Origin of the sequence: Pseudoalteromonas ostreae (assembly GCF_018069805.1) — a bacterium.
In the GTDB taxonomy this organism is placed as follows: Bacteria; Pseudomonadota; Gammaproteobacteria; order Enterobacterales; family Alteromonadaceae; genus Pseudoalteromonas; species Pseudoalteromonas ostreae.
In genome coordinates, this window is record NZ_JAGPYN010000030.1 from 18,873 (window position 1) to 36,940 (window position 18,068).

At 41.0% G+C, this 18,068-nt stretch carries 15 protein-coding genes; 8 read left to right on the plus strand and 7 right to left on the minus strand.

Annotated elements, in window-relative coordinates; translation table 11 throughout:
• Positions 1-3 precede the first annotated feature (3 nt).
• The 7 genes from J7338_RS18360 (at position 4) to J7338_RS18390 (ending at position 7,573) form a co-directional block, all read left to right on the plus strand.
• A complete protein-coding gene (locus J7338_RS18360) occupies positions 4-1,164 on the plus strand; it encodes a Gfo/Idh/MocA family protein (RefSeq protein WP_210798412.1) in 1,161 nt (386 codons plus the stop codon).
• Positions 1,165-1,167: 3 nt separating this feature from the next.
• A complete protein-coding gene (locus J7338_RS18365; protein ID WP_210798414.1) occupies positions 1,168-2,220 on the plus strand; it encodes a sugar phosphate isomerase/epimerase family protein in 1,053 nt (350 codons plus the stop codon).
• Between the two features lie 18 nt (positions 2,221-2,238).
• Positions 2,239-3,453 carry an MFS transporter gene (locus tag J7338_RS18370; protein WP_210798416.1) on the plus strand — a complete coding sequence of 405 codons (1,215 nt, stop codon included), beginning with the start codon at positions 2,239-2,241 and terminating at the stop codon, positions 3,451-3,453.
• Between the two features lie 36 nt (positions 3,454-3,489).
• Positions 3,490-4,182: a 3-keto-disaccharide hydrolase gene (locus J7338_RS18375; protein ID WP_210798418.1), complete on the plus strand. Its 693-nt coding sequence runs from the start codon at positions 3,490-3,492 to the stop codon at positions 4,180-4,182.
• 2 nt (positions 4,183-4,184) lie between these two features.
• Positions 4,185-5,864, plus strand: a complete 1,680-nt coding sequence (locus tag J7338_RS18380; protein WP_210798420.1) for a GMC family oxidoreductase — start codon at positions 4,185-4,187, stop codon at positions 5,862-5,864.
• Between the two features lies 1 nt (position 5,865).
• On the plus strand, positions 5,866-6,627 hold the full coding sequence (locus J7338_RS18385; protein WP_210798423.1) for a gluconate 2-dehydrogenase subunit 3 family protein: 762 nt from the start codon (positions 5,866-5,868) through the stop codon (positions 6,625-6,627).
• A 73-nt stretch (positions 6,628-6,700) separates the two neighbouring features.
• Positions 6,701-7,573, plus strand: a complete 873-nt coding sequence (locus J7338_RS18390; protein WP_210798425.1) for a sugar phosphate isomerase/epimerase family protein — start codon at positions 6,701-6,703, stop codon at positions 7,571-7,573.
• A gap of 84 nt (positions 7,574-7,657) precedes the next feature.
• On the opposite strand, the gene rnd is transcribed toward J7338_RS18390, so the two are convergent.
• The 3 genes from rnd to J7338_RS18405 all read right to left on the minus strand — a co-directional run bounded on the left by rnd (position 7,658) and on the right by J7338_RS18405 (position 11,462).
• The gene (gene rnd, locus J7338_RS18395; RefSeq protein ID WP_210798427.1) at positions 7,658-8,788 is read right to left on the minus strand and encodes a ribonuclease D; all 1,131 of its coding nucleotides are present in this window, start codon (positions 8,786-8,788) and stop codon (positions 7,658-7,660) included.
• Between the two features lie 49 nt (positions 8,789-8,837).
• A complete protein-coding gene (gene fadD / locus J7338_RS18400) occupies positions 8,838-10,490 on the minus strand; it encodes a long-chain-fatty-acid--CoA ligase FadD (RefSeq protein WP_210798429.1) in 1,653 nt (550 codons plus the stop codon).
• Positions 10,491-10,610: 120 nt separating this feature from the next.
• Positions 10,611-11,462 carry an alpha/beta fold hydrolase gene (locus J7338_RS18405; protein ID WP_210798431.1) on the minus strand — a complete coding sequence of 284 codons (852 nt, stop codon included), beginning with the start codon at positions 11,460-11,462 and terminating at the stop codon, positions 10,611-10,613.
• A 100-nt stretch (positions 11,463-11,562) separates the two neighbouring features.
• Here J7338_RS18405 and J7338_RS18410 point away from each other — a divergent pair, with 100 nt between their 5' ends.
• On the plus strand, positions 11,563-12,852 hold the full coding sequence (locus J7338_RS18410) for an alkaline phosphatase (protein WP_210798434.1): 1,290 nt from the start codon (positions 11,563-11,565) through the stop codon (positions 12,850-12,852).
• A gap of 165 nt (positions 12,853-13,017) precedes the next feature.
• On the opposite strand, the gene J7338_RS18415 is transcribed toward J7338_RS18410, so the two are convergent.
• From J7338_RS18415 to J7338_RS18430, 4 genes are all read right to left on the minus strand, one after another.
• Entirely contained in the window at positions 13,018-13,347 is a 330-nt protein-coding gene (locus tag J7338_RS18415) for a hypothetical protein (protein WP_210798436.1), read from the minus strand.
• A 75-nt stretch (positions 13,348-13,422) separates the two neighbouring features.
• Positions 13,423-14,133, minus strand: a complete 711-nt coding sequence (tsaB, locus tag J7338_RS18420) for a tRNA (adenosine(37)-N6)-threonylcarbamoyltransferase complex dimerization subunit type 1 TsaB (protein WP_210798439.1) — start codon at positions 14,131-14,133, stop codon at positions 13,423-13,425.
• 13 nt (positions 14,134-14,146) lie between these two features.
• Entirely contained in the window at positions 14,147-16,060 is a 1,914-nt protein-coding gene (locus J7338_RS18425) for a DNA repair helicase YoaA (RefSeq protein WP_210798463.1), read from the minus strand.
• A gap of 104 nt (positions 16,061-16,164) precedes the next feature.
• A complete protein-coding gene (locus tag J7338_RS18430) occupies positions 16,165-18,030 on the minus strand; it encodes a M28 family metallopeptidase (protein ID WP_210798441.1) in 1,866 nt (621 codons plus the stop codon).
• Positions 18,031-18,068: the final 38 nt, after the last annotated feature.

Here is an 18,068-nt window from a genome sequence, read left to right on the forward strand (position 1 = left end):
TTCATGAATAATGCCAAAATCCGCATGGGGATGGTCGGTGGTGCACAAGGTGCATTTATCGGTGCAATCCATCGCATTGCTGCACGCTTAGATGGCTTAATTGAGTTAGCCGCAGGCTCCTTTAGTTCAGATCCAACCCGCAGCCAAGCTACTGCGGCAATGCTAGGAATAAATCCATCTCGTTGCTATGACAGCTACCAACAAATGTTTAGCGAAGAAGCTAAGTTACCTGCCGATCAACGAATTGATTTTGTGGCAATAGTGACGCCAAATCATTTGCATTTCCCAATTGCAAAGTGTGCGATTGAAGCTGGTTTTCACGTTTTATCAGATAAGCCAGCCACCCTAAATTTAGACCAAGCGCTGTTATTAGAAAAAACTCTGCAAGCCAGTGATTGTTTATATGGATTAACTCATACCTACACTGGTTACCCGATGATCAAAGAAGCGCGCCAACGTATTACTGATGGCGAGCTGGGCGCTATTCGTAAAATTATTGTTGAGTACAGTCAAGGTTGGCTTGCCACCAGCGAAGATGAAAATGCCAAACAAGCCAAATGGCGTTTAGATGCTGATAAGGCCGGTATTAGTTGTTGTATAGCTGATATAGGAGTGCATGCTGCAAATCTAGCTGAATACGTGAGCGGCCTAGAAATAACCGCACTATGCGCTGACTTAAATCATGTTGTTGCAGGCAGAACACTCGATGACGATGGCACTGTGTTACTGCGTTTTAACAACGACTCTAAGGGAGTACTTCTTGCCAGCCAAGTTGCATTAGGAGAAGAAAACAATCTTAATTTACGTATTTATGGCGACCAAGCAAGTCTTGAGTGGTCACAAATGGAACCAAATAGTTTGTGGCTCAAAAGTCATAACACGCCAACCACCCTATTACGTGCAGGTGTTGGCCTAAAAAGTACTGCGGCACAAAATTCACTGCGAACACCTGCAGGTCATCCAGAAGGATACCTTGAAGCATTTGCCAATATCTATGTCAATTTTGCAAAACAAATTCATGCAAAAAAAGCCGGATACTCAGCATCCAACCATGACTTTGACGTGCCTGGTATTAAAGAGGCAATTCGCGGAATGGCATTTATAGAAAATGCTGTAGCAGCGTCGAGAAAAGACACTAAGTGGCAACCATTTAAAATTGGATAAAAAATGAAACAAATTAAAGGTCCAGCGATCTTCTTAGCACAATTCATCAGCGATGAAGCTCCTTTCAACAGCTTTACCACTATTTGTCAGTGGGCAGCAAATTTAGGCTATAAAGCGATTCAGCTACCGACTGTAAATTCTCGTATTTTCGATTTAGAAAAAGCAGCCCAAAGCCAAGATTATTGCGATGAAGTGACTAGTATTGCTGCGCAGGCAGGGCTTACAATTTCAGAGCTATCAACACATTTACAAGGGCAGCTTGTAGCCGTTCATCCAGCGTATGATGACATGTTTGACAATTTTGCCCCTCAAGCACTACGCGGTGATCCTATAGCCAGAACAAAATGGGCCATCAATCAGTTAATGATGGCCGCTAAAGCCAGTAAAAATTTGGGCTTGAAAAGCCATGTGACTTTTTCAGGAGCGCTACTGTGGCAAACTTTTTATCCTTGGCCGCAGCGTCCAAAAGGACTTGTAGAGCAAGGGTTCCAAGAACTTGCGAAACGCTGGCTGCCAATCCTCGACTACTTTGATGAAATGGGTGTGGATGTTTGCTATGAACTTCACCCAGGGGAAGATTTACATGATGGCGTAACGTTTGAGCGCTTTTTAGCTGCGACAAATAATCATCCACGGGTAAATATTCTTTATGATCCCAGCCATTTTATTTTACAACAACTTGATTACTTATCATTTATTGATATTTATCACCATCGAATTAAAGCATTTCACGTCAAAGATGCAGAGTTTAATCCAAATGGTCGCAGCGGTATTTATGGTGGTTATCAAGATTGGCAAGACCGCCCTGGTCGGTTTCGCTCCTTAGGTGATGGACAAATTGATTTCAAAAGTATCTTCAGCAAATTAACGCAATATGGTTTTGATGGCTGGGCAGTTCTAGAGTGGGAGTGTTGCATTAAACATCCTGAAGATGGGGCGAAAGAAGGCGCACAATTTATAAAAGAGCATTTGATCCGCCCTACGGCTAAAGCATTTGATGACTTTAGCGCAATGGACACAAATGGTCAGCGAAATAAGCGGATATTAGGTATTTAATAAACAGGATCACACACAATGAATAACAACAATAATTGTATTATTTTTCGGCTTTGCTGCATTGCATTAATTGTCACATCAATGACTTTCGCAATAAGGGCCGGCATTTTAGGACAACTAGGCGAGCAGTTCGGACTCACTGGTACACAACTTGGCTGGGTAAACGCCATGGCATTTTTAGGCTTTCCGGTTGCAACCATGCTCGGGGGCATCATTTATAACGCGATTGGTGCTAAAAAGTTGGTTGCATTAGCGTTTATGTGCCACCTAGGCGGACTTATTTTAACTATCACTGCAGATGGTTTTTGGGGATTATTGATCTCGACATTTTTAATTGGCTTTGCCAATGGATCGGTTGAAGCCGGTTGTAATCCACTGATCGCCAAAATGTTTCCTAAAAACACCACCACTATGTTAAACCGCTTTCATGTTTGGTTTCCTGGTGGGATCGTAATTGGTGCATTAGCTTCAAATGCAATGACATCCGTTGGCTTCAGCTGGCAATGGCAAGTTTCGCTGATCCTTGTGCCTACCATTATTTATGGTGCGATGATGCTTAAAACGCAATTCCCACAGTTTGATACACAGCAAAATTCGACCACCAGCAACTTAAAACACTTACTCTCGCCGCTGTATTTGTTTCTCATTATTTGCATGACACTGACAGCCGTAACCGAATTTGGTACACAGCAATGGATTGAGCAAATCCTTGGTTCGTCAGGCGCTTCGCCTATGGTTATTTTAGCTTTGATCACTGGGTTAATGGCATTAGGTCGTTTTTTTGCGGGCCCGATTGTGCACCGCTTTAGTCCATCGGGTGTCCTACTGGGATCGGCTGTTTTTTCAACACTAGGGATATTTTTAATGAGCCAAGCGCAAGGTAATACCATCTACCTTGCCGCAGCAATGTTTGCCATTGGCGTTACTTATTTTTGGCCAACCATGATCGGTTGTGTCGCTGAGTATGCCCCAAAAACAGGTGCACTTGGCATGTCGTTAATTGGTGGAGCTGGCATGTTTGCAATGAGCATCTGGAACCCCGTCATAGGCCATTGGATTGATAATGCGCGAACACAAGCACAAACAACGAGTGTCAGTGTAGAACAAGTTGAAGTGCTCGCAGGACAAGCTGTATTGCAAAATCTACTGGTTTTTCCGATTGTACTGATCATTGTATTTATTGGTCTTCATCTGTTTATAACAAAAAATAAAAACGTTGAAAAATACGTTTAATAGCAATAAGAAACACACAAAAACAAGGGGTATTATATGCTTAAATCAATCTTGATGTTGTCAGTTGCACTGGCTTTTAGTAGTACTGCTTTTGCTAAGACACCAGATAACCAACTTTCTAAAGAAGAACAATTAGCTGGCTGGCAATTACTGTTCAATGGCAAAAATATGTCGCACTGGCGCAATTTCAAAAGTGAGACACTCAGCTCAAAATGGACTATAGACAATGGCGCAATGTTACTCACTAAAGGCGGTGGCGACATACTCACGAAAAAAGCCTATCGCAACTTTGACTTAAAACTAGATTGGAAAATTAGCAAAGTCGGCAACAGTGGTATTTTTGTTCTTGCCGATGAGCAAGGGAAATATATTTACTCGCACGCCCCTGAAATCCAAATTATAGATAACGAACGCCATTCAGATACGAAAATAGACTCTCATTTATCTGGCTCTATTTATGATTTATTTACACCACCTACTTCAGCTCACAAACCTGCAACTGAGTGGAACACGGTGCGTATTAGGATGCTTAATGACCATTTACAAGTTTGGCAAAATGATGTCAGCACTGCCAGCATTGTTGTGGGCAGTAGTACTTGGAATACCTTGGTTAAAAACAGTAAATTTGCGACTTGGTCTAACTTCGCAACAGCAAAGGAAGGTCGCATAGGTTTACAGGATCATGGTGACAAAGTGTGGTTTAAAAATATAAAAATTAAGGAACTATAAGCATGTCTACATTTGATCATAAAGTACTGGTTGTTGGCTCCGGCGCAGGTGGCGCAATGGCCGCTTATACCTTAACTAAACTAGGCCATAAAGTATTATTACTTGAAGCGGGGCGTGATTACGATCCAAAAAAAGAAAGCCCAATGTTTCGCCGTAACAGTGAAGCCCCTTTAATGGGCGCAGGAAATAAAGACAAAAACTTTGGCTTTTACGATGCAACCGTCGATGGTGGCTGGCAAGTTCCTGATGAGCCTTACACTAACGCCAAAGGCACTGATTTTTACTGGTGGCGTGCACGCATGTTAGGTGGAAGAACTAATCACTGGGGACGTTACTCATTACGCTTTAGTGAACATGATTTTAAAGGAAAAAGCCAAGATGGCAACGGTGCAGATTGGCCTTTCACTTATGATGATATCGCGCCATGGTACGACATCACGGAAGAACTAGTGGGTATTTGCGGCACCAATACCGGCCTTGATGATATGCCGCCATCTGCACCAGGGGTATTACAGCCACCACCAACGCCGCGAATTCCTGAGTTACTGATTGCTGCCAGTGCGAAAAAATTGGGTATCGCTGCTGTGCCTATGCACAGAGCAGTATTAACTCGGCCCAAAGATGATCGTATGGCGTGCTTTTATGCAACACCTTGCGGCCATGGTTGCTCTATCGGCGCGGCGTTTCAAACTACAACCTCATTATTACCTATGGCAAAAGCAACTGGGAATTTAGAAATAATTACCGATGCAATGGTTAAATCAGTGACTGTTAATGATGACGGAAAAGTAACGGGTGTTACTTATATAGATAAGCAAACCGCAGCTGAAAAGCATCTCAACGCAGATATCGTGATCCTTGCCGCTAGTGCCTGCGAATCCGCACGTATTTTGCTAAATTCAAAACACGCTCATCATCCCAAAGGTTTAGCTAACTCAAGTGGCCAAGTAGGTCGTAACTTAATGGATTCAACCGGGGCTTGGCTTGGTGCGCAAGTTCCAGCATTAAAAGGTCGTCCACGTTATAACGAAGATGGCCACACTGGAAATCATTTATTTATTCCTTGGTGGGGACACAAAGCGCACGCCAAAGGTGAGCTTGATTTTCCCCGTGGTTATCACTTTGAGATCAGTAGCGGTTTTAATCAACCTGGATCTGGAGTCTCTGGCGATAAACGTGGTTATGGTATTAAACTAAAACAACAAGTTCGTGATGCCTACGGAGCTTATGTTGGCTTTGCGCTGCGCGGAGAAATGCTCCCCAACGATGATACCTACATGGAAATTGATGAAAGTGTTAAAGATAAATGGGGTATTCCGGTTTCTAAATTTCATTTCAAATGGTCTGATCGTGAGCTAAAACAAATTGAACACGGCTTAAAAACAGCGAAACAGATCCTTGAAAATCTAGGGGCTACTGTGGGCAAATTACCTGCTGCTGAAAAAGCAATTTCAAAAGGTGGTGAGATCATTCATGAAGTAGGCACCACTCGCATGGGCAGCTCTGCAAAGGATTCAGTGACCAATCAATGGGGCCAAACATGGGATTGCGACAACTTATTTGTGATGGATGCAGGGGTATTTGCCTCTAATCCACATAAAAATTGCACATTAACCATCATGACATTGGCAATGCGTAATTCAACCTGGATAGCCAAACAAATAGAACAAGGAGCGCTGTAACATGCATAATGAAGATCGTGTTGACTCATACAAATATATTTCCGGCATGACACGCCGTGAATCGTTAAAGTGGCTTGGTTTATTAGCCGCAGGTTCCGCAGTATCACTTTCAGCAGGGTGTAGTAAAGCGCTAGAAGAGACAATTAGTGATAAAGGACATTGGCCTGACTTAGATTTAAAACCTATAACAGCTAAAGGTTATGGCACTGATCCCAATATGGTTATGCCACCACAATCACCTTGGCCATTGACATTAACTCAAACACAATTAAATTTAGTTGCGGTGTTAACCGATTATATCGTGCCTAGCGAAGGTAACAACCCAAGTGCAACAGAGGTAAATGTACCGAGTGTGATTGATGAGTGGGTAAGCTCACCTTATAACGGTCAACAAAAAGACCGCGTTACTATTTTACACGGCTTAGCATGGATCGATGATGAGGCAGTGCTGCGTTATAAAGCACCATTCGTCGCATTGAAAAAAGAGCAACAAACAGCCATCTTAAATGATATTGCTTATTTTGATGATGAAACCCCTGCGCAGTTTCAACGCATTGGTAATGCTTTTTTACGCTTTAAAAACCTCGTACTTGGTGCCTACTTTTGTACACCGCAAGGTTGTAAAGATATTGGCTATTTAGGCAATGTACCTATTGCAGGTGATTACCCAGGACCTACTGACGAAGCCAAAGCCCATTTAGATAGCGTTTTAGCTGAACTGGGTTTGACCGAGTATGCTTATCAAGATTCAGTTGCCAGTTAACGCTAAGTTATTTTTTAGCTAGCCCAGCCCTAAGCAGGGAGCACTTCCCTGCTTTTCCTCGTAGGTGTTTTTTATGTTCAAAATCAAATCATCATTTAATTATGTTATTTCAATTCTGTTTATTTTTTGTGTTTTAAACTCGCTGTCTATCTATGCAAAAACAAGCAAACAACTACTCCCCGTTAGTGTTCAGCTTTGGTCTGTTAAAGCTGCCTTAAAAGCGGATTTTGATGGCACCCTTTCATCTATTGCTGATATGGGCTTTCAAGGTGTGGAATTTGCAGGTGACTTTGGGCCTTATAAGAACAATCCAAGTGCACTGAAGGACAAACTCGCTAAGCTAAATTTAGTCGCTAGTAGCGCACATATCGGCTTTGGCTCCTTAACGGATGACACCTTAGCAGACACATTATTGTTTTATAAAACCCTTGGTGTCTCGATTTTATTTGTACCTTGGGATGAACGAGCTTGGCAGCCACAAGGAATTACCTCTTTGACCGAGCAACTCACTCAGGTTAATGAAATCGCTCAGCGCTATGCTATGCACATCGGTTTTCACAACCATAATAAGGAGTTTAATCAATTCCAAAACGCGACATACTGGGACGCTATTGCCGGTAATACGCCAAATACCCTGCCACTGCAGCTTGATATAGGTTGGGTACATTATGCAGGAAAAGATCCTGAATATTTCATTAAAAAATACCCAGGACGAACCCTGGCAACCCACTTAAAAGTTCGCACCCATCCTAACGATAGCTTAAGTCCTATATTAGGTGAAAATGATTATCCATGGCAAAAAATAATAAAAACATTGATTGTTGATGGCGCCACTCAGTGGCTGGTCGTAGAACAAGAAGAATACCCGAATGGGTTAACACCAATGCAAAGCGTGGCTAAATCTAAAGTTAATTTAGATAAGATCCTCGCTAAAATGGGCGAATAAAATAACTTTCTCCCCCCTCTGACACAAACAGTAGGGACTAACAATAGTACATTAACTATCTTAGTCCCTATGAACTCTTAATAATTATACATCCCACTCTTTGAGTGTGTCTTTTAAATATTCATAACGCCATGAGTTAAGTAAATCGGGCTTTGGAGTCTGTTCACGCTCAGCGCTGGTTAACTTCCAATTCCAACTGATCAACTGGTTGATTTGCTTTTTAGATGCAAATACATCTTCTGGAATGGCCTGCTTTTTAGCAACTGCAGTGATTTTTTGTTTAATTTCTTTGGCTACTTTTTTATAACTTGGAAAGTCAATAAGTCGTCTTAGTGGCTCAGGAAAATCTGCAACAGGGATCACTTTAGCTTTTTCAATACACTTTAAGATTTCAACGCCCGAGCGGTTAACTTCGATGCTATCGACTTCTGGCACATTACGCATTGCAGTTAAACTCGTTGGTTTGCGTTTTGCCAATTCAACCAAGCAGTGCTCTTTTAATACAAAGTTAAGCGCTAAATTTTTGCGTATCGCTTTGTTACGACGCCAAGCCGCAAGCTCTCTTAATACAGCAAGATCCGCAGGTTTTAATTGCCAAGCATTTTTAATGTCTCGATACAGATGTTCATCCGGTGTTTGATAAGAGCGTTTTTGTGCAATCAACTCACTTTCATTGATCACAATATCAAAGAAACCAGCGTCGTTGATTTGTTCAATAATAATTTTAAAGCACGGTAATAAATGAAATACATCAGCTGCAGCGTAATCGAGTTGTTTAATTGTTAGCGGACGCTGTAACCAATTGGTCCGTGATTCGCTTTTGTCAATTTCAATATCGAGTAAATTTTTTACCATATGAGCAAAGCCCATGCAGTTACCATTGCCTAATAATTGCAAAGCAAACTGGCTATCAAATAAGGGGGCTGGTACGAAGCCTGCGTATTTTTGAAATACTTCAATATCTTCCGACGGTGAATGCAAGACTTTTAACACCGCAGGATCACGTAAAATCTGCCAAAAATCAAACAATGATAGCTCGGCTAGCGGATCGATTAATGCTAAATGTTCGCCGTCATAAACTTGAATAAGGGCAACTTCAGGATACAAAGTACGACGACGCATAAATTCTGTATCAATTGCTAAGATGGGTTTGTTACGGATCTGCTCTACAAACTCATTTAATTGATTTTGGGTTTGGATCAATTGATATTGCACTTAATCTCCTACAATAAAAAAGCCGACATAAGTCGGCTTTTTTAGCTTGCTAATCTTTCAAGGCTCGTCTGAGTATTTTGCCAACGTTTGTTTTTGGCAATTCATCCCTAAACTCAACCAGTTTTGGGACCTTGTAATTAGTTAAATTATCACGACAGTGTTTTATTATATCTTTTTCAGTCAAAGATGGGTCTTTTTTAACAATAAAAACTTTAACTTGTTCGCCGCTCACATCATGAGGGATACCAATTGCTGCTGCTTCTAAAACACCTTCATGCATTGCAATCACTTCTTCGATCTCATTTGGGAACACATTAAAGCCAGATACGATGATCATATCTTTTTTACGGTCAACAATATAAAAGAATCCCTCATCGTCATAAGTGGCTATATCCCCTGTGGCAAACCAACCATCTTGCAGGCACTCAGCCGTTGCATCAGGACGGTTATAATAACCAACCATCACTTGTGGACCTTTAACCCATAATTCGCCTGGCTCACCTTTAGCTGCTTCTTCACCATTATCTAACATCAACTTGATCTCAGTATTAGGTGCAGGTAAACCAATCGATCCATTATATGCGTTTAAATCATAAGGACTAACAGTAACTAATGGGGAACACTCAGTTAAACCATACCCTTCCATTAATTTGCTACTGGTGATCTTTTGCCACTTTTCAGCAACAGGGCGCTGTACAGCCATACCGCCACCGAGTGACATTTTCAAACTTGAAAAATCAAGCTCGGCAAACCCTGGTGTATTCAACAAACCATTAAATAATGTATTTACGCCGGTGATCGCAGTGAATTTATGTTGGCCTAATTCTTTCACAAAGCCTTTCATATCACGCGGATTGGTGATCAATAAATTTAATCCGCCATACTTCATAAACGTTAAGCAGTTCGCTGTCAGTGCAAAGATATGATAAAGCGGTAAAGCAGTGACAACAACTTCTTTACCGCGTTCTAACACTTTATCTAAGCAACCAGAAACCTGCTCTAAGTTACCCACCATGTTACCATGGGTCAGCATTGCACCTTTAGAAACACCTGTTGTACCACCGGTATATTGCAAAAAAGCAATATCAGATAAACACACTTCAGGTTTAGTGTAATTGTTTTCGTTAGTCGCAAGTAAAGCTTCAAACTTTATAGGGTTAGGCAGTGAATAGCTTGGCACCATTTTTTTAATATGCTTAACAACAAAGTTAACTAGATGCTTTTTCAATCCCCCCATCATATCACCCACTTGGGTAACAACGATGTGCTTTACTTTAGTATGCGGCAATGCTTTTTCGAGCGTGTCTGCAAAGTTAGCCAGTATAAAAATTGCTGATGTTTCTGAATCATTTAATTGATGTTCAAGCTCACGCACAGTGTAAAGCGGGTTAACATTAACTACCACACAACCGGCACGTAAAATACCGAGTATAGAAACCGGTGTTTGCAATAAATTTGGCATCATTACAGCCACTTTATCGCCTTTTTTTAATCCCAAATCATGTTGAATATACGCAGCAACACGTTTTGTTGCTTGGTCTATTTCATCATAACTTAATGTTTTACCCATATTGGTAAAAGCAGGCAAATCTTTGTAGTCAGTGAAGCTTTTTTCAAACACTTCTAACAACGAGTTGTAGTGCTCAGGATCGATTGTTTCAGGCATACCCTCTGGGTAGCGCTTCAGCCAAATTTTTTCCACTCTTAGCTCCTGTTCTATTTATAATTTATTTTTATTAAACCTTAAACTAAGTAAGGTAATTCCACAATTGAGCAATCACTCTAATCCGCAAATATTCCCACATTTTGTGCCAATATACAATTAACATGCACCCGTTTGTAGCATAAATGCATGAATCTGCTGTAAACATTGTTCAGGGCTTTGCATATGACAGTGGTGGCCTCCTTCAACTTCATTTACTATTAAGCTTTTGTAATAATTAGCATATTTATTTAAATTATCACTAATAAATGGATACCCTTTACTACCTATAATTAGTAGGCAAGGCACATTTATTTCGCTTATTACCGCTATGCATTGTTGCTCATCAAACCTAAAGCCTGAATGATTTTTGAGCTTTTGATCAGTTCTTAGCAGCCATCCTTGTTCGGTTGCTCGTATATTTCTGTCCATCAAAAGTGCTATTAAATCCAAAGGTAAGTCACTTTGTGCCGCTCGTGCTTGGTGTATTATTTGTTTTGACTCGTACTGTCGGGGTGCTTTTTGATTTACACGCCGTCGATTCAAAATTGCATTTCTAAGCTGCTCAACCACTTTTTCACTAGGTGTTGTGACAACTCCCAGTCCTTCTATCATAGTAACTGTATTTACTTTATCAGGAAAGCAGCTGGCAAAAAGTCCAGCGGCCATTGCGCCCATAGAATGGCCAACTAAATGTACTTTCTTAACTCCCAGTTGTTCGATCAAGTTATAAATATCATCAATATAATCGATGAAATAATAGTGCGCATCGCTACCACGCCAATCTGATAAACCATGTCCAGGAAAATCCACACAATACCAGGTTGCAGTTAAGGTGTTATGTTCTAACATGGGTAAAAAACTATGACAATTATCAAGCCAACCATGTAATGCAATGACAACCTCTGTTCCTTGCCCAAATGTTAGGCCATGAAGTGTTAATGCGCCACTTTGAACTGAAAATGGATGCACTGCGTAATTCCCCTTTGTTTTTAGTTTGTTTAACGTAAAAGACATTTATTTATACTACATTGCGTATACAATGGCACTACATAATAAACAGGGTACAAAGATGAAGAAACAAATAAGCCTCTTGGCATTATTATGCTCGGCAAGTGCATACGCAGAGCAAGCACCAAAAAACATTATTTATATGATTGGTGATGGCATGGGCCCCGCTTATACTACAGCATATCGCTACTTTAAAGATGATCCGTCGACCAAAGAAATTGAAGGTACGGTGTTTGATACAATCCTTAAGGGAATGGCACATACTTACCCTGACGACCATACTTATGTAACCGACAGTGCCGCTGGCGCAACAGCTTTGAGCTCAGGTCATAAAAGCTATAATGGTGCAATTGCGGTCGATACTAATAAAAGGCCAGTAAAAACAATGCTCGAAATTGCCAAACAAAAAGGCATGATCACCGCATTAGTTGCTACCTCACAAATCAATCATGCCACGCCCGCGAGCTTCGCTGCACATAATGAATCTCGTCGTAACTACGATGAAATTGCCAATGACTACATTGATAATAAAATTGCCGGTAAACTTCCCGTTGACTTAATGCTTGGTGGCGGTACTAAATATTACATCCGCGAAGACCGTAATTTAGTTGCAGAATTTAAGCAAGCGGGCTATCAATACAGCGATGACTTTAGTGCGTTAAAAGATATCAAGCAAATTCCTGCTTTAGGTTTATTTGCTCCAGTTGGGCTTGACTTTGCGTTAGATAATAACCCAACACGCTTAGCACAAATGACCAATAAAGCGCTTGAGTTACTTAATGAAAATAAGAAAAATGGCTTTTTCGTGATGATCGAAGGCAGCCAAATTGATTGGTGTGGTCATGCGAATGATATTGCCTGTGCAATGGCGGAAATGGATGATTTTGCTAAATCAATCGAGCAAGCAAAAGCCTACATTGATAAAAACCCAGATACCTTATTGGTGATCACCGCAGATCACTCTACAGGTGGTTTAACATTGGGTGCGCATGGTCAATATAAATGGGAAACCGAGGTAGTAAAAGGTGTGAAAGCTACAGCCGTTAAATTAACTAAACTAATGTCTGAGTCTGATGATTTAAAAGCCATTTGGACTGCTAACACGAATATAGAATACACTCCCGAAAACCAGATCAAGCTTGAACAAGCAAAAAAATTAGGTGATAAACCACTTAATCTTGCCATCAAAGATATTATCAGTAGAGCCAGCTTCACCGGTTGGACTACCGGCGGTCATACTGCTATTGATGTACAAGTATTTGCCTATGGTAAAGGTGCTGATAAATTTATCGGCTCACAAAACAATACTGATATTGCCGATAAACTGATCGGCTTTATTGAACAGCAGTAACGTTTAACTAGCATGTTGCTTTCTGAGCGTAGCAGATAACTGCAACATTAAAGGTTAATTATATAAAGCCCAGTCATAATGTATCTGGGCTTTTTTAATCACAGCTGGAGGTAAACTTTTGCCAAATACTGGCACATCGACAGATGTTAAATTACTGTCTAATTGTTAAGCGTAAATGTCCACACCAATTAAGTTTTGTACTTCAGCTCGGCGTTCTAAATTAGCAAACTCGGTGTAGGTTGAAATAGCACGACTTACTTTGGCTGTCGGTTGGTCATAAATCGTTTGTTGATAACTAGGTTGGGCAGTATCACTTTGTAACTTATCAGCCAGCGCAATACCTGCTTGGCTTGATTTAACAAACTCCGCAGACTGTGTATTATCAGCAGCAGATTGCCCTAATAAACCCTGAGGTTTATTCGTGTTTATCTGTCTTGAGGTAATTTTACCGAGTATGTCTCCCGAGTAAAACCCTGAGCCAATAGGTAGATTCAAAGCTGCGTCTCGTTACTTAGGTTATTAAATTATGTGCCAAATTTAATAACCTTGCAAGTTGCTTTATTAATCAGTTTATTCGCGTCCAGGTAGTTTTTTCCAGGTTACTGTATCACGTACATATTTAGGTTGAGCTTGCGCAGCACTGACCGTACGTTGCGCACTGAAATCATCGCTAATTGTAGCCAACATAAAACCGGCATCAGGTAATATGATATCGTTATTGATAGCAATTTGTGGCTTATCTGCCAGTGCCTCTGGGTATGTTTGCCAGCCAGTACCCACTGCAATCCCTGGTTCGTCTGCAAGAGATAATAATGCGGGTTTTAATACTTGTTCGTCACCTTGTAAGGTCATCACACCATTATCACTGAGTCTATAATGGGCAAAATATATTTCTCCCATACGCGCATCAATAGCACTAAATACACTTTTTTCACCGGTTTGTTGATAAGCTTGCTGCGCCATCATTTGTAGCGTTGACACACCAACTAGTGGCAGTTTACATGCATAAGCTAAGCCTTGCGCAATAGCAACACTAATACGCACGCCAGTGAAACTACCTGGGCCTTGCCCAAAACCAATAACATCTAAATCAGCTAAACGGCAATTTGCCTTAGCTAACAACTGATCAACCAACGGTAAGATTTTTTGACTATGCTGTTGCGGGCATACTTCAAAATGGTGAAATAACTGACCATTATAATTGAGCACTAAAGACAATGCTTCGGTAGAAGCGTCAAATGCTAATAGATTAATATCACTCGTACTGATTGCGTTATTCATGGTAATTATTTCTCTAGTTAATGTGTTCTAAAAATTCACTGGCCACTTGAAGGCTACGTGTGCGGCGCATCGGCGGCAAGCTTTTTAAAAAGACTTGGCCGTATTGGCGTGTCACTAAACGGTTATCGCAAATCACCAACACCCCTTTATCCTTACTATCGCGGATCAGTCGTCCAACGCCTTGTTTTAGTGCAATCACCGCTTGTGGCAATTGAATATAAGCAAAGGGATCATGTCCTTGTAATTGCGCATCTTGCATTTTAGCTTGGAGCAGTGGATCATCGGGTGCTGCAAAGGGTAACTTATCAATAATAACACAACTGAGTGTGCTACCTCTGACATCTACTCCTTCCCAAAACGACGCCGTACCTAATAATACGGCATTACCATGGCGGGTAAATTTTTCTAAAATAATACGTTTAGACATTTGCCCTTGCATATAAATGGGATAATCAATCTGAGTACTTAGCCCTTCGGCGACTAAATGCATCATCCGATAGCTGGTAAACAAGACAAAGCAGCGCCCTTTTGCTGCTTTAATTAAATCGAGGGTAAGTTTAACAATCGCATGAGGCATATTCACTGCATGTGTTTCAGGTAAATAACGCGGTAAACACAATAAGGCTTGCTGATAATAATCAAACGGGCTATCAACCATCATACTTTTGGCGGGTTTAAGGCCAAGGCTTGCGTTAAAATGATCAAGTGCATTATCGACAGATAGAGTCGCTGAGGTGAATACAAAGCCAGCCCCGGTGTCTGCCATCATTTGCGCAAATTTAACCGATACGTTAAGCGGAGTTATATGTACGGTTAAATAGCGGCGTGTTGTTTCATACCAATAACTGTTACCTGTTTGGCTTATATCAAACACCCGCTCTAATTGCCCTTTAAAAGCTAAGGTACGCTCAAATGGGTGTTCTATTTTATCGCTACGGTCTAAACAATGTTTGAGTACTTGATACAAAAAGTCTAAATCGCTGATCACCCTATGTAACGCGGCGCAAATTTCTTTACTTGCCAGCATTTGTCGCCAATCACCTCGGCTACCATCTAAGCCAAATTGTAAGCGCAAGTCGGCAACACTGGTTTCAAGCTTATTTAAGGTTTTACCAAGTTGCAGCATATCCGGAATGTCAGAGCGATAAATTGCTCGTAAATCATTAATTAAGTCCACCAGCTTTTTAGTGCTGATACTCTCACCAAAGTAATCACTGGCAATTTCACTTAATTGGTGTGCTTCATCAAATATATAGGCATCAGCTGTGGGAATGAGTTCAGCAAAGCCGGTATCTTTTACCGCCATGTCTGCAAAAAACAAATGATGGTTAACCACTACTATATCGGCATCCATCGCTTTTAAGCGGGCTTTGCGAATATAGCAATCTTGAAAATCAGGACACTCTTTACCTAAGCAGTTATCCGCAGTGGAGCTTACATAAGGTAATACTTTGGCATCTTCTTCGATACCAATACAATCAGCCAGATCACCGGTGTGTGTTTCACTGGCAAATTTAGCCACCATGGCCAATTGATGCATCACATCAGAATCATCGGTCGGTACATGCGCTACATGTTGATTAAGCCGGTAAGTACATAAATAGTTACTGCGCCCTTTTAGCAGCGCGGTTTTTTTACTCGCACTAAGCGCTTTGACTAATTGTGGTAAATCACGGTGGTATAATTGTTCTTGCAGCGCTTTCGTGCCGGTTGAAATTATTGTTTTACCTTTAGACTTTAGCGCGGGGGCTAAATAAGCGTAGGTTTTACCTGTACCTGTGCCCGCTTCAACCACTAATTGCGAGCGGTTTTTTAATGCATCACTCACCGCAACCGCCATATCAATCTGCGGTTGGCGAGGCGTATAACCATCTAGAGATTGCGCTAACGGGCCTGCTGCACTAAAAAGCTGTTTGATAATAACGATCGCTTTGCTAAAAATAATAGCGGGATTTTACGTAAGCATAGCCCCAAGGGCAAGTGAATACGCAAAGCAAATAGCAAAGGAGCAATGCCCCTTTGCTATTGTTATTATTGTGCGTTGATCGTTAAAGTAATACCACTTGCCGCAGTGTAACCTTGTAAATCAATATACCAAGCACCAGCTTGGGGATTGCTAATAGTACAGCTTTCATTATTACCATTTTTATAAGGTCGACATTGATATGTTGACGTTGATGATGGCGAACCAAAGTTCACATATAAATCAGCATCCCCGCTACCACCTGAAATAGAAATATTTAACGACGAATAACCCGCACTGATATTTTGACTAAAGCGAGTCCAACCTCTTGTTGTTACACTGACATTCGTCTCGGTACGATTAATTGGTGTCGGTACATTATTGTCACCATCATAACTCCCCGTTAAGGAAATACCGGAAATAGCGCTCCATGCTTCAACCATGACATGGTATGTACCTGATTGTATATTACTAATAGCGCATGCTTCATTACTGTTTGAATTAGTGCTGTTACAGTCAAAGTCTTGCAAAGTAGGCGGTGCGCCAAACTTAACGTATAGATCAGCATCGCCACTGCCACCTGTTGTAGTAAAGTTTAAATTACTACTTCCTGCAGGGACTGCTAAGGTATAAAAAACTTGCTCTTTAGCAAGTGCATTAATTCCAGACACTGTGACACCATTTTCTAGTTCATTGTCAGTGGGCGGCACTTCATAACCAGCATTTTTAGCCATTTCTGCTAAGTAGCTCACTGCAAGCTTGGCAAATTTACTCGCATGATCAGCATCAAAGTTACGGTCGTTTACAGTATGGATAAGCGGGTTAATATCAGCCATGCGCGACTCAAATGGCATTGAGGCGGCAAAGCCCTGCTGATACCACGAAGCATGATCAGAACAGCCATAGCCACATTGGTCAAAACCATAACTTAAGCTGGGTAAATAAGTGTCGATCAATTGCCCCAAAAACTGGTTTTGGGCGCTGTTTGTATAATCTGTCATCATCACAATATCATCACTACTGCCATGATTACCGGTCATATCAAATTGCACCATGCCTACCACGTTTTTGCCCTGTGATTTATACGCCGTTGCAATCGCTTTTGAACCCCGTAGCCCCACTTCTTCGGCTGCAAACCCCATAATTTGGATTGTTCTTTGTGGTTGATAGTTATTATCTACGATTGCCCGAAGCACTTCCGACAAAACCGCAATACCGGAAGCATTATCATCCGCACCGGGTGCCCTACCATTACTAGGATTCGATTGATTTATTGAATCTAAATGACCACCAACAATCACTATTTCATCCGCTTTTTCACTGCCTTGAATAGTCACAATGACAGATGATTGCGACCAACTATGGTTAAAATAATCAACACTTATATCAGCCCGGTTGCTTGCTAACTGTTGCCAATAATCTTTTAACCATTGTGATGCATCAACCCCACTTTGTACTGAATAATAGCGATTATTAAAAGCACTCAATGAATTAACGGTATTAGTTAGATCATTAGGGCTAATGTTATTGATAAGCGTCTGTACCGTTTGCGCGTTATCTATTGTGTAGTTAATAGCCGAACTATTAATTGACTGATTATGTACTTTAGCTAATTGCTCAGTATAAAGCTGCGCCTCTAGCAATGACTCATGTGCAACAAAACCACCACAACGATGATAGTTATCGTGCATAAATTCACTTAAATTAGCAACTTCAGACTGTTTAATACGCATAAAGTTAACAGAAGATAAGCTGGATGCTTGTGGCGCGAGGAGTTCTGTACTGTGTTTATGAGCTGTTTGATTTAATTTGTAATGTTTAGCTGCTACAGGGTCAATACTCACCCAAATGCTATCAGGCTCTTGTGCTATTACTTGCTGACTTACCAATAATGACACAATGCCAAACAGTACGCTTGGTGCAAAGATATTCATAACAGTTTCCTTTTTATTTGTGTTTACCCAAATCCAGA

Excerpts from the sequence above, each read along its gene's own strand:
- J7338_RS18380 (WP_210798420.1), top strand. The coding sequence starts at position 4,185 with ATGTCTACATTTGATCATAAAGTACTGGTTGTTGGCTCCGGCGCAGGT.
- J7338_RS18370 (WP_210798416.1), top strand. The coding sequence starts at position 2,239 with ATGAATAACAACAATAATTGTATTATTTTTCGGCTTTGCTGCATTGCA.
- J7338_RS18375 (WP_210798418.1), top strand. The coding sequence starts at position 3,490 with ATGCTTAAATCAATCTTGATGTTGTCAGTTGCACTGGCTTTTAGTAGT.
- J7338_RS18390 (WP_210798425.1), top strand. The coding sequence starts at position 6,701 with ATGTTCAAAATCAAATCATCATTTAATTATGTTATTTCAATTCTGTTT.
- J7338_RS18360 (WP_210798412.1), top strand. The coding sequence starts at position 4 with ATGAATAATGCCAAAATCCGCATGGGGATGGTCGGTGGTGCACAAGGT.
- J7338_RS18385 (WP_210798423.1), top strand. The coding sequence starts at position 5,866 with ATGCATAATGAAGATCGTGTTGACTCATACAAATATATTTCCGGCATG.
- J7338_RS18365 (WP_210798414.1), top strand. The coding sequence starts at position 1,168 with ATGAAACAAATTAAAGGTCCAGCGATCTTCTTAGCACAATTCATCAGC.
- J7338_RS18410 (WP_210798434.1), top strand. The coding sequence starts at position 11,563 with ATGAAGAAACAAATAAGCCTCTTGGCATTATTATGCTCGGCAAGTGCA.
- tsaB (WP_210798439.1), bottom strand. The coding sequence starts at position 14,133 with ATGAATAACGCAATCAGTACGAGTGATATTAATCTATTAGCATTTGAC.
- J7338_RS18430 (WP_210798441.1), bottom strand. The coding sequence starts at position 18,030 with ATGAATATCTTTGCACCAAGCGTACTGTTTGGCATTGTGTCATTATTG.